This window comes from Acidocella sp., assembly GCF_028687955.1.
GTDB lineage: Bacteria > Pseudomonadota > Alphaproteobacteria > Acetobacterales > Acetobacteraceae > Acidocella.
Map to the genome: position 1 here is coordinate 1 of NZ_JAQTZC010000023.1, position 23,297 is coordinate 23,297.

Genomic DNA, 23,297 nt, shown 5'->3' on the forward strand with positions numbered 1-23,297 from the left:
TAATTTTTTGCTTGCACCCCAATTTGTGCAGGTTTGATTCGGATATGGAATGAGTTGAGGCGGAGGGTAGCGCCACCCATTAACCGGCGGACGGAGCGCAAAGCGATGGGTTACGCTGCGCGCCGCCTACCCTACTGATCAGATGGTTCACCGGGCCGTGTCCAGCGCCAAAACCTGGCGCGGTGGCGATGGCCTGTTGCAGATAATTGCGGGCGCGGTGGACGGCGGCGGAGAGGTCCATGCCCTGGGCGAGGCCGGTGGCGATGGCGGAGGCCAGGGTGCAGCCGGTGCCGTGGGTGTTTCTGGTGGGCAGGCGCGGCAGGGAGATGGCTTCCACCGCCTCCGGGGTGATGAGGTAGTCGGTTAACATGTCACCGCTGGCGTGGCCGCCTTTGATGAGGGCGGCCTTGGCGCCCATCGCCAGCAGCGCGCGGCCGGCGGCGATTTGTTCGTCCTGTGTGCGCACGGGCAGGCCGGTGAGTTTGGCGGCTTCGGGCAGGTTGGGGGTGACCAGCGTGGCGCGCGCGAGCAGTTGTTCGCGCAGGGCGGCGATGGCGGCATCAGGCAGCAGCACGGCGCCGGAGGTGGCGACCATCACCGGGTCCAGCACCAGGGGCACGCCGGCGGGCAGGCAGGCGGCGACGGCGCGGATGATCTCCTCATTGGTGAGCATGCCGAGCTTGATGGCGTCGGCGCCGATGTCAGCCAGCACGGTCTCGATGGAGAGGCGCACGAAAGCCGCCGGTAAGGCATGCACGCCGGCCACGCCCAGGGTGTTTTGCGCGGTGACCGCGGTGATGCTGGTGCAGGCGTAGCCGCCGAGCGCGGTAATGGTTTTGATGTCGGCCTCGGTGCCGGCGCCGCCGCCGGAATCAGACCCGGCTATGGTTAGGACGCGAAACATTCAGACCGTGGCCAGGGCGATGGTCTCGCATAATTCGCCGACGATGGTCTGGATGAGCGCGTTGTCCTCGCCCTCGGCCATCACGCGGATCAGCGGTTCGGTGCCGGAGGGGCGGATGAGCACGCGCCCGGTGTTGCCGAGCCGCTCGCCCGCCTGGGCGATGGCGGTTTGGATATGCGCCAGGCGCAGCGGCGAGGCGCCGGAGAAGCGCACGTTGCGCAAAAGCTGCGGCAAGGGGGTGAACACCCGGCAGGCTGCCGAGGCGGGTTTGCCGGAGCGGACCAGTACGGCGAGCACCTGGAGGGCGGCGATCAGCCCGTCGCCGGTGGTTGCGAAATCGGAGAGGATGACATGGCCGGATTGTTCGCCGCCGAGGTTGATGCCGCGCTCGCGCATGGCCTCGGCCACGTAGCGGTCTCCCACCTTGGTGCGGTGCAGGGCGAGCCCGTGGGCGCCGAGGAAGCGCTCCAGCCCGAGGTTGGACATGACGGTGGCGACGATGCCGCCGCCGGTGAGGCGCCCGGCCTCGTGCATGTCACGCGCGATGAGGCCGAGGATCTGGTCACCGTCGATGATCTCGCCGTGTTCGTCGGCAAGGATGACGCGGTCGGCGTCGCCGTCCAGGGCGATGCCGATGTCGGCGCCATGCTCCAGCACGGCGGCGCAGAGGTGTTGGGGCACGGTGGAACCGGCCTCGCGGTTGATGTTGAAGCCGTCCGGCTCGACGCCGATGGAGATGACGGTGGCGCCCAGCTCCCAGAGGGCGGCGGGGGCGACCTTGTAGGCCGCGCCATGCGCGCAATCGAGCACGATGCGCAGGCCATCCAGCCGCAGGCCGCGCGCCAGGGAGGATTTGGCAGCCTCGATGTAGCGCCCGGCGGCATCCACCAGGCGCGAGGCGCGGCCGAGCTTGCCCGAGGCGGCGAGGCGGGCTGAGAGGTCGGTCGCCATCAGGGCCTCGATCTCCATCTCGGTTTCATCCGAGAGCTTGGCGCCGTCCGGGCCGAAGAGCTTGATGCCGTTGTCCTCATAGGGGTTGTGCGAGGCGGAGATGACCACGCCGAGGTCAAGCCGCAGTGAGCGGGTGAGCATGGCGATGGCGGGGGTGGGCAGGGGGCCTGCCAGGGTGACGTTCATGCCGGCGCTGATGAAGCCGGCGGTGAGGGCGGGCTCCAGCATGTAGCCGGAGAGCCGTGTGTCCTTGCCGATGATGACGCGGTGGCGGTGGTTGCCGCGGGTGAACAGCAGCCCGGCGGCCTGGCCGAGCTTGAGGGCCATTTCGGCGGTCATGGGCGCGGTGTTCGCGGTGCCGCGAATGCCGTCCGTGCCGAAAAGGCGGCGTTTGGGAGTTTGGTCCATTGTCACTCGCGGTTAAGTCTTTGCCAGATGCGCAGGGCTTGCACCGTCTCCGGCACGTCATGCACGCGCAATATATGCGCCCCTTGGGCCACGGCATAAAGCCCGGCGGCGATGGACCCTGGTCCGCGTTTGGCCGGGTTGGGCTCGCCGCCGAATTCGCCGATGAATTTTTTGCGCGACAGGCCGATGAGCAGCGGGTGGCCAAGCGCCGCGAAGCGGGCGGTGGCTTGCAGGAGGGTGAGGTTTTGCGCGCCGTGCTTGGCAAAGCCGAGGCCGGGGTCGAGCGCGATGGCCTCTGGTGCGATTCCGGCGGCCAAGGCGGCGTCGCGCCGCTGCGTCAGCTCGGCCAGAACCTCGGTTGCGATATCGGTGTAATGCGCCTGGGCGTTCATGGTGGCGGGGGTGCCGCGGGTGTGCATGAGCACCACCGGGCAGCCGCGTTTGGCCGCCAGGGCGGGGGCGGCGGGGTCGTGCGTGAGGCCGGAGACATCGTTGATGATGCGCGCGCCCGCGTTGAGCGCCGCGGCCATGGTGGCGGCGTTGCGGGTGTCCACTGAGATGACCGCGCCCTGGGCGGCGAGCGCCGTGATGGCGGGGAGGATGCGCTCAATCTCCTGCGCGGTGGAGACTGGCGCGGCGCCGGGGCGGGTGCTTTCGCCGCCGATGTCGATGATGTCCGCCCCGGCTTCGCGCATGGCGGCGCCCGCGGCGATCGCGGCCTCGGCCGTGGCGTGCAAGCCGCCGTCAGAGAAGGAATCGGGCGTGACGTTGAGGATGCCCATGATAAGCGGGCGGGCCAAAAGGAGTCCGGCCCAGGCGAGGGGGGGTGCGCGGTTCATGCGGGCTGGTTATCATAGGCTGATGCGGTGGCCAAAACATGCTATCGCGGGGCCGGCAGCGGGGGAGGCGGAGTGATGGCGGGGAGACTTTTTCTGGGCACGCGGGGCTATTCGTCGTGGTCGCTGCGCGGCTGGCTTATGGTCAGGCTGGCGGGGATCGAGGCTGAGGAGATCGTGATTCCACTGGCCGGGGGCAGCACCCCGGCGGTGAAGGCGGCGTCTCCCAGCGGGATGGTGCCGTATCTGGAGCATGAGGGCGCGCGGGTGTGGGATAGCCTCGCCATCGCGGAATATTGCGCGGAGATTAACCCGGCGCTGTGGCCGGGCGAGCGCATTGCGCGCGCGCATGCGCGGGCCATTGCGGCGGAGATGCATAGCGGGTTCCGCGCGCTGCGGCTGGCGATGCCGATGAGCCTGAGGCGCAGCTGCCCTGGCCTGGGGCAGACTCCGGAGAGTCTGGCGGATGTTGCGCGCATTGACGCTATATGGTCGCAAACGCGGGCAGCCTACGGCGCGGGTGGCCCGTATTTGTTCGGCGCGGCCTTTACCGCCGCCGATGCGATGTTCGCGCCGGTGGCGGCGCGGTTTTTGATCTATCAGCCGCCGCTCAGCGCCGCCGCCGCCGCGTATGGCGCGGCTGTGCGGGCGCATCCGCTGATGGCGCAATGGTATGATCTGGCGGCCAGGGAGCCCGCCGCCTGGCGAATCGAAAAACTTGAAATCCTCGCATGAAAGCGTCTGACATGAAGAATTATCTGGGGGGCGCCGTGCTGGCGGCGCTGTTTTTGGCCACGCCGGCGGCCGCTCTGGCCGGGCAGGACATGATCGCGGATCATGGCGCGGTCTGGCGGACGAAAGATATCGGCGCCGCGACGCAGGGGTTTATACAAATCCATAACACCAGCGCGGCCGGGGACGTTCTCACCGGTTGGAGCTGCCCGATCGCCGATACCACGACGCTGGTGGATGCGGCGGGCAAGCCGTTGCGGAGCTTGGACATTCCGGCGGGGCAGCGTGTTAGCCTCTCGCCTGATGGTCCGCATCTGTTGTTGCGGGGTACGCATTTCGCGATCGCCAGGGGCAGTGTGCTGCCCTGCGCGCTCACCTTCCAGGACGCGGGGGATATTGCCGTGTATTTGAACAGCATTCCGGCGCCGAAGGGGCGGTAAGCCGCCACGGCGCCCCGGCGGATTAAGCGGCCAGCCGGCGCGAACGGCGGAACAACACCATGCCCAGGGCCACCGAGGCCGCGAACATGACGCCGCCGAGCAGCAGCATGTGCTCATGGCTGGGCGCGCTGCCCTGGCCGAACACGGCGAAGATGAGGGTTTGCGGGATAAAGCCGAGCGAGGAGCCGGCAAGGAAGGGCAGCGCGGGGATGGAGGAGAGTCCGGCGGCGAGGTTGAGCAGGATGTTGCTGCCCACCGGCATCAGCCGCAGGGTGAGGGTGGCGACGAAGGGCTGGGCGGAGAGCGTGGAGTCAATCCTGGTCAGCGTCTTGCCGAAATAGCGGTGGATGAAACTCTGCCCGATGGCGCGCGCCCAGATGAAATCGAGGCTGCAGGCGAGCACCTGCGCGACCAAAGCGATGGCGGTGCCATACCACGGGCCGAAGGCGTAGCCCGCGACGAAGGCGGGCACCTGGCGCGGCAGGCCGATGGTGATGAGGAAGGTCGCGGCGAGCAGGAACATCGCGGGGCCTTGCACCCCGCCCCTGGCGACCAGATGCACAAGCTCCGCCTGCGCCGAGGCGGCGCCGAGCAGCGGCAGCGCGGCGGCGATCGCGATCATGCCGCCGGCCATCAGGGCGGGTTTTAAGGCGCGGGTGGCGGCGATGGCGGTGGGGTTGCGGTTGATGCGCTCGCTCATCGGTTCGCTCATGGGGTTGGGTCAATTTGCGGTTGTTTCCAGCGCCGTTGCAGCCAGGCGACACCGAAGAGGTCGACGATGCCGACTTTCAGGCGGTCCCATGTGCCGTAATGCGAGGCGCCGTGGGTGCGCTGGTGGTGGCGCACCGGCACGGAGACGACGCGGCCGCCGGCACGGATGAAAAGTGCCGGCAGGAAACGGTGGATATGGTCGAAATGCGGGAGTTCGAGAAACGCCGCGCGGCGGAAGAGTTTTAGGCCGCAGCCGGTGTCGGGTGTACCGTCGCGCAGCAGATAGCCGCGCACGGCGTTGGCGATGCGCGAGCCCCAGCGTTTGGCTTCGGAGTCTTTGCGGGTAACGCGGTGGCCCGCGATCAGCACCGGTTTGGCGCCATGGGCCTCGGCGGTGAGGGCGGCGTCCAGCATCGCGGGGATGTCCGCCGGGTCGTTCTGGCCGTCGCCGTCTAGAGTGGCGATGAAGCTGCCGCGCGCGGTTTTGACCCCGGTGATGACCGCGGCGCTCTGGCCGCAGCTGCTGCGGTGGCGCACGCGCACCAGGGTGGGCAGGCGGGCGGCGATTTCAGCCAGGATTTTCGGGCTGGCATCGGTGCTGCCATCGTCAACATAGACGATCTCATGCTCGATTCCGGCCAGCGCCGCGCTGATGGCGGCGATCAGCGGCGGGATGTTCGCGGCCTCGTTATGCACGGGCACCACGACCGAGATGAGCGGTGTGCCGGGGGCGGTTTCGGGCAAAGTGAGGAATTTTGGTTCGATGTTCATAGGCTCATTCAGCCGTGGCATTAAGGCGTATCTGTGGCTCAAATCCGCCGAGAAACAGATCGCGCGCGCCAAAGCCTCCTGGTTTGAGTAAAAAATGGTGGTTTCCACCGCTGAGCCAGCGCAGCCCGGCCGTGGCGGCGCCGGTTTCGAGGGTGTGCACGTGCAGACGGTCAAGGATTGCGCTGGCGGTGTCGTTGCCGGTGAGCACGAAGCGGCGCACCCCGGCACCGGCCAGCCCGGCGGCGATGTCCGCGAGAATCGCGGCGACCGGGAGGCCGTGGTGTAATTTGTCCGGCGTGGTGGAAGCGGTGATGATGAAGGGCTGCCCGCCCTGGGTTTGCGCCCAGGCGAGGGCTTGGGCCGCCGGGTTGGGGGCGGCGGGATCAACTTGCAGGAAGGGCAGGGCATGCCGCGCGGCGCCGAGCTGGTAGAGGGTTTGGCGGTCCAGCGCGCCGGAGAGGATGGCCAGCGCGCCGCCGGGCGCCTCTGCGGCATGGCCGGTTTCAGCCGGGCAAAGCCAGGCGGGGCCGCCGCTGAGCGGCTGGGCCTCCACGGCGGCGGCAATGGCGGCGCATTGGGCGATGTCCACGGCATCAAGCAGCGCCAGCGCGGCGCCTTGCTCCTTGAACGCGGCGAGCTTGCGCCGGATGGCGGGAACCCCGGCGGCCACCACCTCATGCTGCACCACCGCCACCCGGCCGGAGAGCGCCGGGCGCAACGCATGGTGCAGATTGACGGCCAGCCGCCCATCCTGGAACAGATGCCCCTGATACACCGTGCGCCCCAGCGCCGGGGCCGCGAAGCTCGCCGCCATGAAGCCGGTGCCGGATTGTTCGATCAGGCAATCCAGCAGCGGGGCCAGGGCGTTGGCATCGGGCGTGGCCTCCTGGTTGCCGAAGCTGAAAAACAGGCGGGCCGGGCTGGTTTGCAGGGCGGCGGTGACTTCTTGCCCGCTCAGCGCCAAGCCGGCGGGGGCGAGAATGGCGTTGCCGGCATCAGTACCGCGCGCCAAGCGGGTACCGGCACCCCAGGCGGTGGCCAAGGCCACGGCGTCCTGCAAGGTCCAGGCGAGGGCGGAAGGGGTCAGCTGGGGCATATTGTCATGATTTTTTAATCAGCATGGCGTGATAAATGGCATGGAGCAAGGCGGTCTTCCAGACCGGGCGCTGAAAAAAAACGGGAAACCTGCGCGGCGGGCATTGTCGGCGCCCCTTTGGGTTTAGTGCTTTTGCGGCCTTGGCTTGGCCGGGGGGCATCGCTATAAGCCTGCTCAACCACGGGGGCCAGTTACGGCCTACCTGAATTGAATTGAAGGATACGGACGGCATGCTCATCTCGTTGCCACCGGACTACCGCCCCTCGGATACCGAGGAGTTCATGAATCCCATGCAAACCGAATATTTCCGCCAGAAGCTGCTGCGCTGGCGGGCGGATCTGGTGAAGGAAGCCAACGGCACTCTGGCTTCGCTGGGGGAAGGCGGCATCCTTGAGGCCGATATTACCGACCGCGCCAGCGTGGAGACCGACCGGGCGCTGGAACTGCGCACCCGCGACCGCGCGCGCAAGCTGATCGGCAAGATCGACCAGGCGTTGCAGCGCATCGAGAACGGCACTTACGGCTATTGCGAGGAAACCGGCGAGCCGATTGGCCTGCGCCGGTTGGAGGCGCGGCCGATTGCGACGCTCTCCATTGAAGCCCAGGAGCGCCATGAGCGCATGGAGCGCGTTCACCGCGACGATTGATGCGGGCGGCGGATTGGGCGTTACGCCGTGTCCCGGGCGACGCGCACGCGCTCGGCGCGGCGGCCGTCCATGGCCAGCACGTCAAACTTCCAGCCGCCGAAGACGATGGCGTCGCCCTTGCGCGGCGGGCGTTGCAGCAAAGCGAGGATGAGGCCGCCCAGCGTGTGGTAGGTGCCCTCGGCGGGCAGGGCCGGCAGGTGCAGGCGGGCTTTTATTTCGTCAACGGGGGTGAGGCCGTCCAGCTCGTAAAAATCGGCCTCGGGCGAGTCGGCGCCTTCCTTGGGGCCGGTGTCGCCGGCGTCGCCGACGATGGCTTCCAGCACGTCCGCCGCGGTGACCATGCCCTCGAAACTGCCGTATTCATCGAGCACGATGGCGATGCCGAGCTGGTCGGACTTGAGGTGCTCCAGGGCTTCCAGGGCGGAGACCGAATCGGGAATGGCCATAGGCTGGCGCATGGCGGCGGCCAGGGAGAAGTCCTTGCCGTCGAGCACGCGGTCCAGGATGTCCTTGGCCTGGACGATGCCGGCGACGTTGTCGATCGCGCCGTCGCAGACCACGAAGCGCGAATGGGGGGCGGCGCGCAGCGTGGCGATGATGGCGGCACGCGGCGCTGTGCGGTCTATCCAGGTGATTTCGGTGCGCGGTGTCATGATCGCGCGCACGGGTTTATCGGCCAGGCGGAGCACGCGCTCGATGATGTCGCGCTCCTCGGTCTCCAGCACGCCGGTTTCCGCGCCCTCCGCCAGCATGGCCTTGAGTTCTTCCTCGCTCATGGCGCGGCGGTCCTCGCCGGCGGGGCCGAAGGCGCGCAGCACCAGCGTGGTGGTGGCGCCGAGCAGCCAGACCACGGGGGTTGCCGCCATGCCCAGAAGTGCGAGCGGCTGCGCGATGACCGCGGCCACGCGCTCAGGGTGGCGCAGGGCCAGTTGTTTGGGCACCAGCTCACCGAACACCAGGGTGAAGAAGGTGATGCCCAGCACGGTGAGCAACAGCGCCAGCGGCTTGGCATAAGGCGCGAGGAACGGGGCATGGGCCAGGGCCGGGGTCAGATGGCTGGCCAGCTGGTCGCCGCCGAACACGCCGATGAGGATGCCGATGAGCGTGATGCCAAATTGCGAGGCGGGCAGAAAGCTCTGCGGATTGTCAGCCAGTAGGCGCGCGCGCGCCGCGCCGCGCAGGCCCTGGCGCTCCATGAGCGTGAGCATGGCCCGCCGGGCGGAGACCAGCGCCAGCTCGCTCAAGGCAAAAGCGCCGTTCAGGAGGATGAGGATGGCCAGGATCAGCAGTAGCAGAGCGAGAGTCATACGCGCGTTCTAGTCCCAATCCACGCAAAATGCAGCCTCGCGACCTTGCGAAAATTTCATAATGCCACAATCGGGACACAATCGCGCCCAGACCCCGCCGCTTTGGGTAACCATACATTGCGGCGTGCGAGGCTTGTCTCGCACAAATCTGGACCTGCACCATGACGTTTCAGTCACAAATCCGCCGCCAGTCTCCGCAAGTTTCCACCCGCAAGGCGCGCCGCGGCTGGGCCAGCCCCAGCTCCTGGGCGGCATCGCTCGGCGTTGGCGTGCTCGCCTTTGGGCTTTGGGCTGGGTTCAACCGGCCGGTTACGGATATCCCCCCCTACAGCGGGGAGATTGGCGGCCTGGCCTTCTCGCCCTTCCACGCGGGGGAAAACCCGCAGACCAACCGCTACCCCAGCGTTGCGCAGATCAAATCCGATCTCGCGCTGGCCGCGGCGCACACCCATAACATCCGCACCTATACGGTTCAGGGCATTCTGGGGCAGATCCCGGCTCTGGCCGAGGGGATGAACCTGAACGTCACCCTCGGCGCCTGGCTGGACCGCCACCCGGCGGCCAATGCCGCGGAACTGGCGAAGGTGGTGCAGGTTGCCAATGCCAACCCGGATGTGAAGCAGATCATGGTCGGCAATGAAACCATTTTGCGCGGCGATTTGCCGGTGCCCGAGCTGATGGCCGACATCGCGCAGATGAAAGCGCAGACGCATGTGCCGGTTTCCACCGCCGAGCCTTGGCATGTGTGGCTGAAGCACCCCGAACTCGCCAATTCCGTTGACTTCATCACCGTGCATCTGCTGCCCTACTGGGAAGGCGTGCCGGAGAGCATCGCCGTGCAGGACGCCATGCACCGCCTGGCCGAGGTGCATGACAAATTCCCCAACAAGCGCATCGTGATCGGTGAGATCGGCTGGCCCTCCGATGGCATCGACATTGGCGCGGCGCGCGCCAGCACGGTCAACCAGGCCCGCTTCATGCGCGACTTTTTCAACCTCGCGGCCAAGGATCATCTCCAGTATTTCGTGATGGAGGCGTTCGACCAGCCCTGGAAGACGAGCTTTGAGGGCCGCGCCGCCGGATACTGGGGCATGTATACGCTGGGCCGCCAGCCTAAATGGTCGCTCACCGGGCCGGTTGAGAACAACCCGCAGTGGATTTTCTACGCCCTGGGCGCGGCGCTGCTGAGCCTGGCCGCCACCATGGCGCTGCTCTCGCGCCGGCCGGACATCCGCTTCTCCGGCAAGTTCATCTTCGCGGCGCTGGTGGAGGGCTTCACCGCCACGCTGGCGATGCTGTTCATGACCATGAGCGAGACTTATCTCTCGCTCAGCGCCGCCGCCGTGTGGGGCGCGCTGGCCGCGGGCCAGGGGCTGCTGCTCTTCCTGCTCATCGCCGACAGCTTCGACCTGGTGGAAACCATCTATGGCCGGGTCGCCAAGCGGCATTTCGAGCCGATCCCGGCGCCGGCCGGCGCCAGGCTGCCGAAGGTCTCCATCCACCTGCCCATTTGCAACGAGCCGCCGCACATGGTGTGCCAGACGCTCGATGCCCTGGCGGCGCTGGATTATGACCGCTTCGAGGTGCTGGTGGTCGACAATAACACCAAGGACCCCAAGGTGTGGGAGCCGGTGGCTGAGCATTGCGCGCGCCTGGGGCCAAAATTCCGCTTCTTCACGCTGGGCAAGTACAAGGGCTTCAAGGCCGGTGCGCTCAACTTCGCGCTGCGCGAGACCGCGCCGGATGCCGAGGTGATCGGCGTGATCGACAGCGACTACATCGTGGAGCCTGACTGGCTGCGCTCCATGGCGCCGGCGTTCGATGATCCGAAGGTTGGGTTCACGCAGTCGCCGCAGGATTACCGCGATAATGACGGCAGCCTGTTCAAGCGCATGATGTTCTGGGAATATGCGGGCTTCTTCCACGCCGGCATGGTGGCCCGCAACGAGCGTAACGCCATCATCCAGCACGGCACCATGACTCTGGTGCGCAAGGCCGCGCTCATCAACGAGAACGGCTGGGCGGAATGGTGCATCACCGAGGACAGCCAGCTTGGCCTGCGCCTGTTCCGCGCCGGGTATGAGGCGGTGTATTCCAAGAAGAGCTTTGGCAAGGGCGTGATGCCTGATGACTACAACGCCTTCCGCAAGCAGCGCTACCGCTGGGCTTATGGCGCCATGCGCATCGTGCGGGCCAACTGGCGCGCGCTGTTCTCGCCCTTTAACCACGAGCTGACGCTGGGCCAACGCTGGCACTTCATCACCGGCTGGGTGCCCTGGTTTGGCGATGCGCTGGGTCTGGTGTTCCTTGGCCTGGGGCTTGCGTGGTCGGCCGGGCTGATCCTGGACCCCGTGCGCTTTGAATTCCCGATCGCGCTGTTCATGCTGCCTTCCATCGGCCTGTTCTTCTTCAAGATCGTGCAGATACTGGCCCTGTACAAAAACCGCGTGCCGTGCGGCTTTGTGGACCGCGTGGGCGCGGCGGTTGCCGGGCTGGCGCTCTCGCACAGCATCGGCAAGGCGGTGTGGAAGGGGTTGTTCTCCAACAGCCTGCCCTTCCTGCGCACGCCCAAGATGAAGAACGCCCCCGCGCTGGTGCAGGGGCTGGTGATGTCCCGCGAGGAGCTGGTGCTGCTGGTGCTCACCTGGGGCGCGCTGCTGGGGGTTGGCTTTGGCCACCACTGGGCGACGCTGGAAACCAGGCTCTGGTGCGCGGTGCTGTTCACCCAGTCGCTACCTTACCTGGCCTCGGTCTCGGTCGCCATTCTCGCCGCCATGCCCGCCCCGGCGCCCAAGCCGGTGCAGGCCCCGGCGAAACAGGCCGCCCCGGCGCGTATCAGCGACATGCACCCCGCCGCGGGGGACTGAACCGGCAGCCAGCGCCGCTTGCGCCAAAACCCAGGAAGCCCCCCGCTTCCTGGGTTTTTTGTTGCCGCACGCCTGCCCTGCAAATGTTTTCTTGCGTTTTGCGCCGCACCATGCGCATAAGCCGTCGTCGACCGCGAATGCGCGACCGGATCCTTGATTCGGCCTTGGCGGTTGATTTGTCTATTGGGGCGGGAACGCCCTTCCCGGGCATTGTTTTACCCGTCCAATCCAAAATCGCGCGTGGAAACCGGACATTATCGCTGCAAGCCATATGGTTGCGGCGCCGGAGACGTTTATTTTTATGACTGAAGTTACCTTTGAATCCTTTGGCTTTGCCACGCCGATTCTCCAGGCCCTGAAAAACAGCGGCTTTAACAAACCTACCCCCATTCAGGCCGGCGCCTTGCCGGCTGGTCTCGCCGGGCGTGACGTTCTGGGCACCGCCCAGACCGGCACTGGCAAAACCGCCGCCTTCGCGCTGCCCATTTTGCAGCAGATGGCCGCCAGCCCGCTGCGTCCGCGCCGCTTTGGCACGCGCGCGCTCATCCTCTCGCCCACGCGCGAACTCGCGGTGCAGATCGAGCAGGAGTTCAAGAAATTCGGCACCGGCCTGGCGCTGAACACCGTGCTCGTGGTCGGCGGCGTGGGCCGTACCGGCCAGGTCAACCGCATGTCGCGCGGGGCGGATATCGTGGTGGGCACACCGGGGCGCATTTGCGACCTGATGAGCACGCGCAACCTGATCATCGACCAGTGCCAGTTCTTTGTGCTCGACGAGGCTGACCGCATGCTCGATCTCGGCTTCATGCCCGACATCCGCAAGGTGGTTGCCCAGCTGCCGGCGCGCCGCCAGTCCGCGCTGTTCTCGGCCACCATGCCGAAGGAAATTCTCTCCCTGGCTGAAGGCCTGCTGCGCGAGCCGGTGCGCGTTTCCATCGAGCCGGTGGCCTCCACCCCGGTGCTGGTGGAGCAGCATGTGCATTTCGTCGAAGGCTCGGGCAAGCGCCATCTGCTCAGCACCCTGCTGCGTGATGGTTCGATGACCCGCGCCATCGTCTTCACCCGCACCAAGCGCGGCGCGGACCGTGTGGCCTTGCAGCTCACGCAGGAGAAAATCTCCGCCACCGCCATGCACGGCAATCTGGGCCAGAACGCCCGCCAGCGCGCGCTGGAGGATTTCCGCGCGGGCAACGTGCGGGTGCTGGTCGCGACCGATCTGGCCGCGCGCGGCATCGATGTGGCGGGCGTTTCCCACGTCATCAACTACGAGCTGCCCAACGAGCCGGAAAGCTATGTCCACCGCATTGGCCGGACCGCGCGCAACGGCGCCACCGGCATTGCCGTGGCCCTTTGCGACGCGACGGAGCTTGGGTTCCTTAACTCGATCGAGAAGCTGACCGGGGTGAAGATGAACGTTGCCAGCGGCACCCGCCCGGCGCATGCCGCCGCGACGAAGAAGCCCGCGCGCCATCCAGACCTGGTGGTGCGTAAGCCCAAGCGCCCGCAGTATGGCGAGAAGCGGAATTTCTCACGGGCTGCGTAAGTAGGTAAGGCGAGGGGCTCTGCCCCTCGACCCCGCGAAGGGCTGCGCCCTTCGATGGGCAATCAAAAAAACGGCACCTCGAAAGGGCGCCGTTTTTTTGTGGCCGTTCATTGCTGGATTCAGGCGGGCTGAAACCGGCGGAAGGAAATTTCCGTGGCGATGGCGTGTATTTTTAGATCATTTTCACCGGTTGGCACGGTCTCGACCTCCTGCGCCGCGAAGGCGCAGCCCAACCTGAATGCGGCGGGCAGCGCCGCCAGCGTGCGGTCATAATATCCGCCGCCATAGCCCAGCCGGTTTCCCTTCGCGTCAAACGCCAGCAGCGGCATCAGCACGAAATCCGGCCGCGCAATCTCGCCCGCCGGATGCGACGTGCCGAACCGGCCCGGCAAAAGCGTAGCGCCCGGCTGCCATGTTTTGAACACCAGCGGATGCCCGCGCGGCGGGGTTTCCGGCAGGCAGAGCACAACCCCCCGCGCCGCCAGCGCATACAGCAGCGGGCGGATGTCGATCTCATCGCCCATCGGCCAATACCCGGCGACCACGGCGCCGGGCGGCGGCGGGCAATTTTCCAGCACATGCCGGGCAAGGTCTTGCCCCAGCGCGGGGTTGCACGCATTGCGGGCGGCCATGGCCCGTTTGCGCAGTTCGGCCTTTGCCTCGGCCAGGCCGGGGCCGTTCATCATGGTGTGGTCAGCCTGAATTCAATCCGGCGGTTTTGCGCGTAGTCCGCCGGGGTGTTGCCTGGCGCGATCGGGTTGTTGGCGCCCATGCCGGAGGTGACCAGCCGGTTCTGCGGCACGCCGTCGGCGATCAGCAGGTCCAGCACCGCCAGTGCGCGGGCCGAGGAGAGATCAAAGTTCGATTTGAACGGCCCGCCGGTGATCGGCTGCGCATCCGCATAGCCATCCACCGAAAGCACCCAGTTCACATCAGGCGGAATCTTGACCGCGATTTCCTTGACGGCCGCGGCCACCTGGGCGATTTCCGTGGCGCCCGCCGGGGTGATGGTTGCCTCATCCACGGGGAACAGCACGTCGCTCTCGAAGACGAAACGATCGCCGACGACCTTGATGTTTTTCTCGCCCTTCAGGCTCTCGCTCAAGGTGCGGAAAAACACGCTCTGGTACTGCTGCAATTCTTCCACCTTGCGGGCCAGCGCCTCGTTGAGCCGCTTGCCGAGATCGGTGATCTGCACGTTATCCTTGGCATCGGCGGCCTGGGCTGCGTCCAGCGCCTGGGCCAGCGCCGCAAGCTGCGCGCGCATTGCCGCGATCTGCTGGTTTAGCAGGGCGACCTGGGCCAGCGCGTCATGCGAAATTTTGGTCTGCGCGGCAAGCTGATCCTGCAATCCTGGCCCGGCATTGGCCTGCGCCTGGGCCTGGGCGTCCATCTGTGCCTGCAACGCGCTGATGCGCCCGGCGCTGGCTGCCGCCTGGGCCTGCGCGTCAGACAGTTGCGCTTGCAGGGTCTTGCCCTGGCTCTGCAAACCCGAGATCGTCGCGGCATCGGCGCTCACCTGCTGGTTCAGCCCCGCATTGGCCGCCTGGGCGCTCGCCAGCTGCGCGTTGAGCGCGGAAAGCTCCTGCGCCAGGGTTGTGTCCTTCGCGGTTTCCATTGAAAGGCTCTGGGTGAGCTGGGCGATCTGGTCGCGCAGTTGCGCGATTGTGTTGTCGCTGCCGCTGAGCGCCGAGGATAAAAACGCCTCGGCCAGCACGAACACCAGCAGCACGAAGATGGTGACCATGAGCAGCGTGGAAAGCGCGTCGACATAGCCCGGCCATGCCTCCAGCCCGTTGCTGCCGCTGCGCTTGCGGCTCATGTCCGGGCGTCATCCGCCAGGGCGGCGATGGTGCGGGTCAGGATTTTCAGATCGCTGCGCAGCTCGTTGGTGGTCTGCATGCGGCCCTGTTCGGTCTCGGTCAGCAGCTGGTTCAGCAGCAGTTCGATATTGCGCAGATGCGAGCGCTGGACATCATCGCCGCCCTGTTTGTCGGCCAGCCGGACCATGAGCTGCTGGTTCATCTGCAAAGTGTCGGCCAGGTTGGCCATGCGCTCGTTCAGGCCCAGCAGCGCGGCGTTGCCCTGGGCGCGGCTATCCTCGCCGCGGGAGAGCACGCGCTGCAGCGAGTCCATGTTTTCCGCCGTCTGCTCCAGCAGCGCCTGCACATAAACCGGCACGCTGCCTTCACCATCGCCGGCCAGCGTGCCGCTGGAGAGCCGGGTGAGCCCGGCCAGCCATTCCTCCAGCTCGTTGAAGAAGCGGTTTTGCGCCTGGCCGGCGGTGAGGTCCAGAAAGCCGAGGATGAGGGCGCCGGAGAGACCAAACATCGAGGAGGAGAACGCCGTGCCCATGCCCGCGAGCGGCCCGGCCAGCCCGCCTTTCAGCTGCGCGAACATCGCGTTCACATCGCCTCCGGCCAGGTTCATGCCGTTGATGACGGCGGCGACCGAGGAGACCGTGTGCAGCAGGCCCCAAAAGGTGCCGAGCAGGCCGAGGAAGATCATCACGCCGGTGACGTAGCGTGAAAGCTCGCGGCTCTCATCGAGCCGGCTTGAAATACCATCCAGGATGGTGCGCATCGCCGTGCCGGAGAGCGTGATGCGGCGTTCGCCGTCAGCCCGGCCGTGCAGCATGCGCGCCATGGGGGCAAGCAGCACGGGCGGTGGCGCTTGCTCCAGCTTCTGGCGCGGGCGGCGGAATTCGTCCACCCAGTCAACCTCCGGATTAAGCCGCTGCACCTGCCGCAGGTTCCAGAACACGCCGAACAGTTCCACCACGACGATGACCGAGTTGACCACCGGGTTGGCCATGTAGAAGCGGGCCAGCGCCGGGGAGATGACCGCCGCCACGCCGTAAACCACGAAGCAGAATACGATCATGCGGATGAGATAACTGGTCGGCCGGGTCATTTCTGCACTCCAAGTACGGCTTCATCGTCGTTCTTCCCTGGCATGGAACCCAGTGCCCGGGGCAGAATGTTTTGTGACGCCACGCCGCAGGAGGTCAGCGCGTCGCGCAGCGCCAGGGCGCGGGCCAGCGAGAGCCGCATGGCCAACGAAGGGTCGCTGGGGTCGGCGGGGGCGCGCGCGTCAATGCTGATGACGCCGCGAGCCTCGCAAAAGGGCTTCAGCGCCGCCGTGGTGCCGGCGGGCAGGGTTGCGCTGCCGGGGGCGAACGCCACCACCAGCGCCTGCGGCGTTGCCACGGGCGCGGGCGCGGGCACGGGCTTGGCCATGGCTGGCGCGGCGGAGGGCGGGAGGGGCTTGAGCGGCGCCGGTTTCACGACACGGATCACGCGGCGCGCGGGGTGCCAGGCAGGCTTGGCCGGCGGGGCAGGCGCCGCCGCGGGCCGTGCCGGGGGGATTCCCGCCAACTGTGCCAGGGCGGCGGGGTTAACCTTCACCTGCGCGGCCGCGAGGGAGGGAAGCAGGGCCGCCAGAATTAGAGCAATTGGATAAGGTCTCACGCGGAAACCTTATCCTTAACCTTTCGCGGCCGCCAGACCGTCCTGCACAACCTCCAGCAGCCTTGGGTGCAGGTTCGGGTTGGCGGCGACCACCGTGGCGCCCACCACATCCTTGCCCTCGGCATCGGTGGCATAGCCGCCGGCCTCGCGCACGATGAGCATGCCGGCCGCAATGTCCCAGGGTTTGATGCCGCTTTCCCAGTACCCATCGTAACGCCCCGCCGCGACCCAGGCGAGGTCCAGCGCGGCCGCGCCGAAACGGCGGATGCCCGCGACCTGCGGCATCAGCGTGCTCAGCGTGCGGGCGAAGGCCATGCGGTTGGTGGCGGTGGTGGCGGCGAAGGGGATGCCGGTCGCGAACACCGCGTCCTTCAGCTCGCGCCGCGCGGAGACCCGCAGGCGCTTGTCGTTCAGATACGCACCGGCGCCCTTTTCGGCCCAGAACAGCTCGTTGTTGACCGGTGAGTACACCACCGCCGCGGCGATTTCGACGCTGCCGTCCGGCAGGCGTTTTTCCAGTGCGATGGAAATCGCCCAATGGGGGATGCCGTGTAGAAAATTGGTGGTGCCGTCCAGCGGGTCCACCACCCAGCGCCAGGCCCATTTCTCGGAGCCGCTCGCGCCGGATTCTTCCATCAGCAGGGCATAGCCCGGGCGCGCCTTCTCCAGGTCCTCGCGCAGGCTGGCCTCCGCGCGCAGATCTGCCTGGCTGACGAAATCCCCCGGGCCTTTGACGGAAACCTGAAGATTTTCAACCTCGTTGAAGTCGCGCAGCAAACGCTTGGCGGCTTTTTGCGCCGCTGCGTGCATCACCGTCATATGCGCGGAAAGGCGTGGCATCATGGAAATAGGTTCCCAGTCGTTAATGTAAGACCAGGGGGCTTTGCCCCCGGACTCCCGCCAATTTAATTAACCTTTGGCCCGTTCCACGTAGCTGCCGTCCTCGGTGCGAACGACCACGCGCTCACCGGCTTCGATGAAGGGGGGGACGAGGGTTTTGACGCCGTTGGAGAGCTTGGCGGGTTTGTAGGAGGAGGAGGCGGTCTGGCCTTTCACCACCGGGTCCGCCTCGACGATTTCCAGCGTGACATGCGGCGGCAGGGTGATGGATACCGGGTCACCTTCAACCAGCCCGACGGAGACGGCCATGTTATCTTGCAGGAAGGGGGCGGAGTCACCCAGGATGGTGGCGGGAACGATGAACTGCTCGAAGGTCTCGGGGTCCATCAGCACCAGATTGTCGCCGTCGGTGTAGGAATAGGTGTAGTCCCGGTCCTCGGTGGTCAGGCGTTCCACGGTGTCGGCGGTGCGCCAGCGCTCGTTGGTTTTGTTGCCGGTTTTAAGGTTGCGCATTTCCACCTGGATAAAGGCGCCGCCTTTGCCGGGGGTGATGATCTGCTGCTTGAGCACGGTCCAGCGGTTGCCTTCGTGTTCGATGACCTGACCGGCGCGGATGAGGTTTGCCTGCTGTTTCATAAAAGAGCTCTGCCTGAAAATACAAAAATGGATTGCGATGCGGGGGCTTACGCCGCCGCAGGCTTTTGAGCAAGCCGGGGACGATTTTTGCACGGCCTGCAAGATGAGAAGATTACGGGGGTAAAAATTTTTAACGTGTTTTCCGGCGCTTGATTAACGCGCGATTCATGAGGTGAGCCGTAGGTTTGCACAACTTCAGGTCGTGCGCGGGCCGCCCGGGCGCCCCCGCCTTAAAGGACACGTTCTATGGTTTGCCATGATGATACGGCAGGGCTCCAGTGGAAGACAGGATTGATGGCCGGCTGCGCGGCGCTCTCGCTGGGCGGGGGGCTGGTGGCTCCGGCACGGGCGCAGAGCGTAATCGCTGTCAGCCAGAGCGCCGCCGTTAATCTGGCAGGTTACGGCGCGGGGCCGGTGAGCGTCACCTCAGGCGCCGCGCTGGCCAGCGGCGGATGGGCGGTGCTGGAGGATACGCAAGGCCCGGTCACGCTCAACAACGCGGGCAGCGTGGATGCCGCGAGCGGGATCGGCATTTACCTGAGCGCGGGCGGTGCGGTGGATAACCAGGCCACCGGCGCTATCCGCGCCGCCACCTACGGGGTTTTGGCTCGCGGCGCCGCCATCAGCGTGAGCAACGCCGGGGTGATTGCCGGGGGGGATGACGGGGTGAGCCTGAATGCGGGCGGCAATGCCGCCAACGCGGCGGCGGGCAGCATTTTTGGCGCGCATATTGGTGTTTATACCGGCAACGGGCTGGGGGTTATCGCCAATAGTGGTGTTATTTCGGCGCGCACCGGCGATGCGGTTTCGCTTTATGCGGGTGGCAGCCTGGATAATACGGCGAGCGGGCAGTTGCTCGGCGGATATTCGGGGGCGTTTGCGGGCGGGCGCGGCGCCACGGTGCAGAATGCCGGGCTAATCAGCGGGCCGGTGTTTGGCGTGTATCTCGCCGGGCCGGACAGCCTGAGCAACGGCGGCACCATCGCGGGGGGGACGGCCGGGATCATCGCCGTGGCGCCGGGTGCGGCGGTGACAAATACCGGGCTTGTGCATGGCGTCACCGCCGGGGTGCGCCTGGGCCGGGGCGATATGCTGGCCAACAGCGGCAGCATCAGCGGCGCCACCGGCGTGCTGGTGAAAGGGGCTGGAGCCAGTGTTTATGATACCGGGCTGATTGCGGGCGCGGGCGGCGCGGCGGTGCAGTTTGAAGGCGGTGCCAGCAGCCTGACCTTGGGCACTGGCGCTGGCATCACCGGCGCCATTGATGGCGGCGGCACGGACAGCGCCATTACCTTGACCGGCAGCGGGCAACTAACCAGTGATCTCGCCAATTTCGGCGCGGGGGGCGTGCTGAACGTGGCGGCGGGAGCGGATTGGACGGCGGCGGGCAACTGGGCGATGAGCACGGTGAAAAACGCCGGGACGTTTCAGCCTGGCACCATCGGCGCGGCGCTGAACATCACGGGAAATTTCGTGCAGCTCTCCAGTGGCACGCTGCGGGTGGTGGTCAGCCCAACGGGGGTGTCTCAGGTTAATATCAGCGGCACGGCGCTGCTGGGCGGCCGGCTGGTTTATGTGCTGGCGCCGGGCAATTACACACCGGCGGCCGGGGCGTTCCTCACCGCCAATGGCGGGTTGAGCGGAAGCTTCGCCAGCGTGAGCACGCAGCTAGCGCCGGGCGAGGCGGTTGTTTCAGGTAATGCCACCGTATTGGCGATCGACCCGCCGGGGGTCTTCAGCTACCGGCTGGGGGCATTTTCGGTGGCCCCGGCGGATGACGCGCTGTTCACGCGTGCGCGGCAGGCGATGGCGCTGGATGCGGGCCGCGCCAGTGATGAGCTGCTGGATCAGGCGCAGGATGCACCGGCCGCCGTTTGTCCGCGCGCTGGCACACTGCCGGGCGGGCGCGGCGCGCAGGCGGGCATTGCCGAGGTGCTGGCCGGTGCGTTCTGCGGCGCGGGCGGCTGGGTGGCGGCCTCGGGCAATGCCATGAATCAGCCGGGGAGCTATAACGCGCAGAGCGCTGGGTTTCTGGCCGGGGTTGGCCGCGCGGTGAATGACGCGGGCACCACGCTGGGGCTGGCGGTGGGGTATGACGCCACGGCGCTCAGCGATGCGCAGGGCGGCACGGCCAGCGCCCAGACCATCAGGCTGGGGGTTTACGGGGTGCAGAATCTGGGGCGCTTCGTGCTCTCGGGCGATGTGCTGGGCGGGTTCATTTCCACCAGCATGGCACGGGCAACCGGGGTTGGGGCGGCATCGGCGCGGCCGGGTGGCAGTGTGGTTTCAGGCGGGGTGCGGCTGGCCATGCCGCTGCGCCGCGCGGGCTTCGGGCTGCTGCCATCGGCCGGGGTGAGTGTGGCGCAGGTGAGCCTCGGGCGGTTCAGCGAGACCGCGCAGCAGAGCGCGTTTGTGCTGAGCGCGCCGGGCGCATCGGGCAATAGTGTCAGGCCATATCTGCGCCTGGCGGTGAGCCGCGATTATGCCGGTGCGGCGCGCGTGGTGTGGACGCCGCAACTGGGCCTGGGGGTGGATTACGAGGCGGGCGATCCGGGCCGGGCGATGCAAGTCATCGCCGCCGATGGCAGCACCTATGCCGCGGGCGTGAAACGGCTGGCCCCGCTGGCCGGGGAGGTGATGGCGGGTGTGAGCGCCGGGCGGGGCAATATGTCGCTGGTGGTGCGCTACAGCGCGCAGGTGGCGGGAAACTGGACCGCGCAGACCGCCGAGGCGGCGCTGCGGCTCGTTTTTTAGAGTGAGATTTTACCCAGCCCGCCGGGGCGATCGTAAACATAGGTAGGCAGGGCGGTGCCGCTGATGTTGCCGCGCAGCCTGGCCAGGATTTCCCGCCCGCGCGCAGGGGCGACATGGAAGCGCGCGGTGCCGGGGGCGGCATCGAGCTGGTGCAGGTAATAGGGTTTTATGCGCGCGCGCAGCATGGCGCGGAACAAATCGCCCAGGGCTTGCTCGCTGTCGTTCACGCCGGCGAGCAGCACACTCTGGCCGAGAATGGGGATGCCCAGGCGTTGCAGCTTGCGCAGGGCGATTACGGCGGCATCGGTGAGTTCGGCCGCGTGGTTGATATGCGCGGCGATGAACAGCGGTTTTTCAATGTCCAGCGCGGCGGCCAGAGCATCGGTGATGAGCGATGGGTTGGCCACCGGCACCCGGGTGTGGATGCGTAGGGTCTCGACATGCGCGATCGCGCCGAGGTTTTGCAGAATGCCGCGCAGGCGGCGGGGTGAGAGGATCAGCGGGTCGCCGCCGGTGAGGATGACCTCCCTGATCCCCTGATGCGATTGCAGATAGGCGTAGGCGGCGGCCAGTTGGGCATCGCTCAGCAAGCCGCCATCCGGCCCCACCTGCTCGCGGCGGAAGCAGAAGCGGCAATACACAGGGCATGCCAGCAGGGGTTTTAACAGCGCGCGGTCCGGGTAGCGGTGCACGATGCCGGGGAGCGGGGAGAGTGCTTCATCGGCGATGGGGTCGGTGCTCTCATGCGGCGCGGTGATGAGTTCATCGGCATGGGGGATGAACTGGCGGCCAATGGCGTCATCGGGCGTTTGGATGAGCGCGTGCAGCGCCGGGGGGAGGGCGATGGCGTAACGCGCGGCGACAGCCTCCAGCGCCGGGCGCGCGGACTCGCTTGCCAGGCCGGAGCGGATGATGTCTTCAACCGAGCGCAGCGTGCGGCTTTGGCTTATGATACCGTTGGGCATGGGCGGCATGTAGAGGGAGAGTGCGAATGTCTCAAGCTTGGGAGCGGCTGGAAGACCGCATGGCGGCACTGCGGCGGCGCAACCTGCTGGCGGCCGGGGTGCGGGCGTTTTTTGGCGCGCGGGGATATGCCGAGGTGGAGACGCCCTATGCGGTGGTGGCGCCGGGGGAGGAGGTGCATCTGCGCGCGGTGCGGGCCGGGGCGCGGTATTTGAACACCAGCCCGGAATTCGCCATGAAAAAACTGCTGGCCGGGGGATCGGGGCCGATATTTCAACTGGCGCGGGTGTGGCGCGATGAGCCATGGAGCGACACCCATGCGCCGGAATTCACCATGCTGGAATGGTATTCGCTGCGCGCCGGCATGGGTGTGCTGATGGACGAGACCGAGGCGCTGCTGCGCGCGGTGCTGCCGCCAGTGGTGGAGTGCCGGGGGGTACGCACGAGCCTGGAGCACTTTGAGCGGGTCAGCGTGGCGGAGGCGTTCGCGCGTTATGCGGGGGCGGATGTTCTGGGCACCGCGGAGGACGCTCCCGCGCTGGCGGCGCAGGCGGGGGTGGTGTTGCGCGAAGGCGAGGATTGGGAGGATTTGTTCTTCCGGCTGCTGCTGGAGCGGGTTGAGCCACGGCTTGGCCGCGAGCGTCCCACGTTTCTCACCCATTTTCCCGTGGCGCAGGCGGCGCTGGCCAGGCGCGATCCGGCGGATGCGCGGGTGGCGGAGCGCTTTGAGCTGTTCGTGTGCGGGATTGAGCTGGCGAATGCCTTCGTGGAGTTGACGGACGCAGATGAGCAGCGCGCGCGCTTTGTGGCGGAGAGGGCGCGCCGGCATGCCTTGTATGGGCCGGATTGGGAGATGGACGAAGGGTTTTTGAGCGCGGTCGCGAAGCTGCCGCCCTGCGCGGGGATTGCGCTGGGGTTTGACCGTCTGGCGATGCTGGCCACCGGCGCGTTGCGAATTCGTGATGTTTTGTGGCTGCCCGGATAGCGCGGACACGTGGGACGCGGCATTTTTTTCGCCGCATGTTGTTGTTAAGGAATCTCCGCATAACTCTGCGATTCCCATGTCATTCTAAATTTTGTATATTGCTTCTGCATTGATGGGGATGGTTTTGAAGCAGACGACATTTTCGACGGCCGTTTTTGCCCCGTTCCGCTATGATGAGATTGGTTCGTTTATGGTTGTTGCCGGTGATTTTACCAAAGACCTTGTTGCCCCGAGGTGCCCAGCCATGCGGCCGGTGAGTTGTGGCCTGGAAACCGCTCTCATCAAAATAAACAACATCTTTCCAGCTGTGTTTGGCAACCCAGGCACGCAATTGGCGCAAAAATGTAATTCTTTCTTCGCAATGACTTTCACAATACCGGATCGTTTTTTTGGTGATGGCCAATTTCCTTTTTAATTTAGAGGCGGATTCAGAGAT

The 23,297-nt window shown here is 66.5% G+C and carries 22 protein-coding genes; 7 read left to right on the forward strand and 15 right to left on the reverse strand.

From position 1 onward, the window contains the following. Positions 1-79: 79 nt before the first annotated feature. Genes thiD through folP form a run of 3 tightly spaced genes read right to left on the reverse strand, consistent with a single transcriptional unit; the run spans position 80 to position 3,102 of the window. Positions 80-904 (reverse strand): bifunctional hydroxymethylpyrimidine kinase/phosphomethylpyrimidine kinase, encoded by an 825-nt coding sequence (gene thiD / locus PHE40_RS04725; RefSeq protein WP_299958740.1) that lies wholly within the window; start codon positions 902-904, stop codon positions 80-82. Continuing rightward, positions 905-2,263: a phosphoglucosamine mutase gene (gene glmM / locus PHE40_RS04730; protein ID WP_299958742.1), complete on the reverse strand. Its 1,359-nt coding sequence runs from the start codon at positions 2,261-2,263 to the stop codon at positions 905-907. It abuts the gene before it with no gap. A 2-nt stretch (positions 2,264-2,265) separates the two neighbouring features. Next, on the reverse strand, positions 2,266-3,102 hold the full coding sequence (folP, locus tag PHE40_RS04735) for a dihydropteroate synthase (protein WP_299958744.1): 837 nt from the start codon (positions 3,100-3,102) through the stop codon (positions 2,266-2,268). Between the two features lie 75 nt (positions 3,103-3,177). Here folP and PHE40_RS04740 point away from each other — a divergent pair, with 75 nt between their 5' ends. Next, on the forward strand, positions 3,178-3,834 hold the full coding sequence (locus tag PHE40_RS04740) for a glutathione S-transferase family protein (RefSeq protein ID WP_299958746.1): 657 nt from the start codon (positions 3,178-3,180) through the stop codon (positions 3,832-3,834). A gap of 11 nt (positions 3,835-3,845) precedes the next feature. After that, on the forward strand, positions 3,846-4,271 hold the full coding sequence (locus tag PHE40_RS04745; RefSeq protein WP_299958748.1) for a copper chaperone PCu(A)C: 426 nt from the start codon (positions 3,846-3,848) through the stop codon (positions 4,269-4,271). Between the two features lie 22 nt (positions 4,272-4,293). On the opposite strand, the gene PHE40_RS04750 is transcribed toward PHE40_RS04745, so the two are convergent. From PHE40_RS04750 to PHE40_RS04760, 3 genes are read right to left on the reverse strand one after another with little or no spacing between them, the layout of a single operon-like run. Beyond that, positions 4,294-4,983, reverse strand: coding sequence for a TVP38/TMEM64 family protein (locus PHE40_RS04750; protein ID WP_299958750.1), 690 nt, complete (start codon positions 4,981-4,983; stop codon positions 4,294-4,296). Continuing rightward, the gene (locus tag PHE40_RS04755) at positions 4,980-5,753 is read right to left on the reverse strand and encodes a glycosyltransferase family 2 protein (protein WP_299958752.1); all 774 of its coding nucleotides are present in this window, start codon (positions 5,751-5,753) and stop codon (positions 4,980-4,982) included. The genes PHE40_RS04750 and PHE40_RS04755 overlap by 4 nt, the downstream gene beginning before the upstream one ends. A 4-nt stretch (positions 5,754-5,757) precedes the next feature. Continuing rightward, positions 5,758-6,849 (reverse strand): nucleotide-binding domain containing protein, encoded by a 1,092-nt coding sequence (locus PHE40_RS04760; protein WP_299958754.1) that lies wholly within the window; start codon positions 6,847-6,849, stop codon positions 5,758-5,760. Between the two features lie 230 nt (positions 6,850-7,079). Here PHE40_RS04760 and dksA point away from each other — a divergent pair, with 230 nt between their 5' ends. Further along, the gene (gene dksA, locus PHE40_RS04765; RefSeq protein ID WP_284257193.1) at positions 7,080-7,496 is read left to right on the forward strand and encodes an RNA polymerase-binding protein DksA; all 417 of its coding nucleotides are present in this window, start codon (positions 7,080-7,082) and stop codon (positions 7,494-7,496) included. A 20-nt stretch (positions 7,497-7,516) separates the two neighbouring features. On the opposite strand, the gene PHE40_RS04770 is transcribed toward dksA, so the two are convergent. Beyond that, entirely contained in the window at positions 7,517-8,803 is a 1,287-nt protein-coding gene (locus PHE40_RS04770; protein WP_299958756.1) for a hemolysin family protein, read from the reverse strand. Positions 8,804-8,964: 161 nt separating this feature from the next. Between PHE40_RS04770 and PHE40_RS04775 the strand changes: the two genes are divergently transcribed. Continuing rightward, positions 8,965-11,670 carry a glycosyltransferase gene (locus PHE40_RS04775; protein ID WP_299958758.1) on the forward strand — a complete coding sequence of 902 codons (2,706 nt, stop codon included), beginning with the start codon at positions 8,965-8,967 and terminating at the stop codon, positions 11,668-11,670. Between the two features lie 301 nt (positions 11,671-11,971). After that, the gene (locus tag PHE40_RS04780) at positions 11,972-13,213 is read left to right on the forward strand and encodes a DEAD/DEAH box helicase (protein WP_299958760.1); all 1,242 of its coding nucleotides are present in this window, start codon (positions 11,972-11,974) and stop codon (positions 13,211-13,213) included. Positions 13,214-13,332: 119 nt separating this feature from the next. Here PHE40_RS04780 and PHE40_RS04785 read toward each other — a convergent pair whose 3' ends face one another. The 6 genes from PHE40_RS04785 to efp all read right to left on the reverse strand — a co-directional run bounded on the left by PHE40_RS04785 (position 13,333) and on the right by efp (position 18,159). Next, a complete protein-coding gene (locus PHE40_RS04785) occupies positions 13,333-13,899 on the reverse strand; it encodes a 5-formyltetrahydrofolate cyclo-ligase (protein WP_299958762.1) in 567 nt (188 codons plus the stop codon). After that, positions 13,896-15,035, reverse strand: a complete 1,140-nt coding sequence (locus PHE40_RS04790; RefSeq protein WP_299958765.1) for a peptidoglycan-binding protein — start codon at positions 15,033-15,035, stop codon at positions 13,896-13,898. Before PHE40_RS04790 ends, PHE40_RS04785 begins: the two co-directional genes overlap by 4 nt. After that, complete coding sequence (locus PHE40_RS04795) at positions 15,032-16,126, reverse strand: flagellar motor protein MotA (protein ID WP_299958768.1); 1,095 nt, start codon at positions 16,124-16,126, stop codon at positions 15,032-15,034. The genes PHE40_RS04790 and PHE40_RS04795 overlap by 4 nt, the downstream gene beginning before the upstream one ends. Then, on the reverse strand, positions 16,123-16,683 hold the full coding sequence (locus PHE40_RS04800; RefSeq protein ID WP_299958771.1) for a hypothetical protein: 561 nt from the start codon (positions 16,681-16,683) through the stop codon (positions 16,123-16,125). The genes PHE40_RS04795 and PHE40_RS04800 overlap by 4 nt, the downstream gene beginning before the upstream one ends. A 15-nt stretch (positions 16,684-16,698) precedes the next feature. Then, complete coding sequence (locus tag PHE40_RS04805) at positions 16,699-17,526, reverse strand: inositol monophosphatase family protein (protein ID WP_299958776.1); 828 nt, start codon at positions 17,524-17,526, stop codon at positions 16,699-16,701. Between the two features lie 66 nt (positions 17,527-17,592). After that, a complete protein-coding gene (efp, locus tag PHE40_RS04810) occupies positions 17,593-18,159 on the reverse strand; it encodes an elongation factor P (RefSeq protein ID WP_299958779.1) in 567 nt (188 codons plus the stop codon). Positions 18,160-18,453: 294 nt separating this feature from the next. On the opposite strand from efp, the gene PHE40_RS04815 reads away from it, so the two are divergent. After that, complete coding sequence (locus tag PHE40_RS04815; RefSeq protein ID WP_299958782.1) at positions 18,454-20,913, forward strand: autotransporter outer membrane beta-barrel domain-containing protein; 2,460 nt, start codon at positions 18,454-18,456, stop codon at positions 20,911-20,913. Here PHE40_RS04815 and PHE40_RS04820 read toward each other — a convergent pair. Continuing rightward, positions 20,910-21,878: a lysine-2,3-aminomutase-like protein gene (locus PHE40_RS04820; RefSeq protein ID WP_299958785.1), complete on the reverse strand. Its 969-nt coding sequence runs from the start codon at positions 21,876-21,878 to the stop codon at positions 20,910-20,912. The genes PHE40_RS04815 and PHE40_RS04820 overlap by 4 nt on opposite strands. Before the next feature lie 26 nt (positions 21,879-21,904). On the opposite strand from PHE40_RS04820, the gene epmA reads away from it, so the two are divergent. Next, complete coding sequence (gene epmA / locus PHE40_RS04825) at positions 21,905-22,861, forward strand: EF-P lysine aminoacylase EpmA (RefSeq protein ID WP_299958787.1); 957 nt, start codon at positions 21,905-21,907, stop codon at positions 22,859-22,861. Between the two features lie 79 nt (positions 22,862-22,940). Here the strand turns inward: epmA and PHE40_RS10960 are convergent, their stop codons facing one another. Continuing rightward, positions 22,941-23,264, reverse strand: a complete 324-nt coding sequence (locus PHE40_RS10960; RefSeq protein WP_366523581.1) for a transposase — start codon at positions 23,262-23,264, stop codon at positions 22,941-22,943. Positions 23,265-23,297 lie beyond the last annotated feature (33 nt).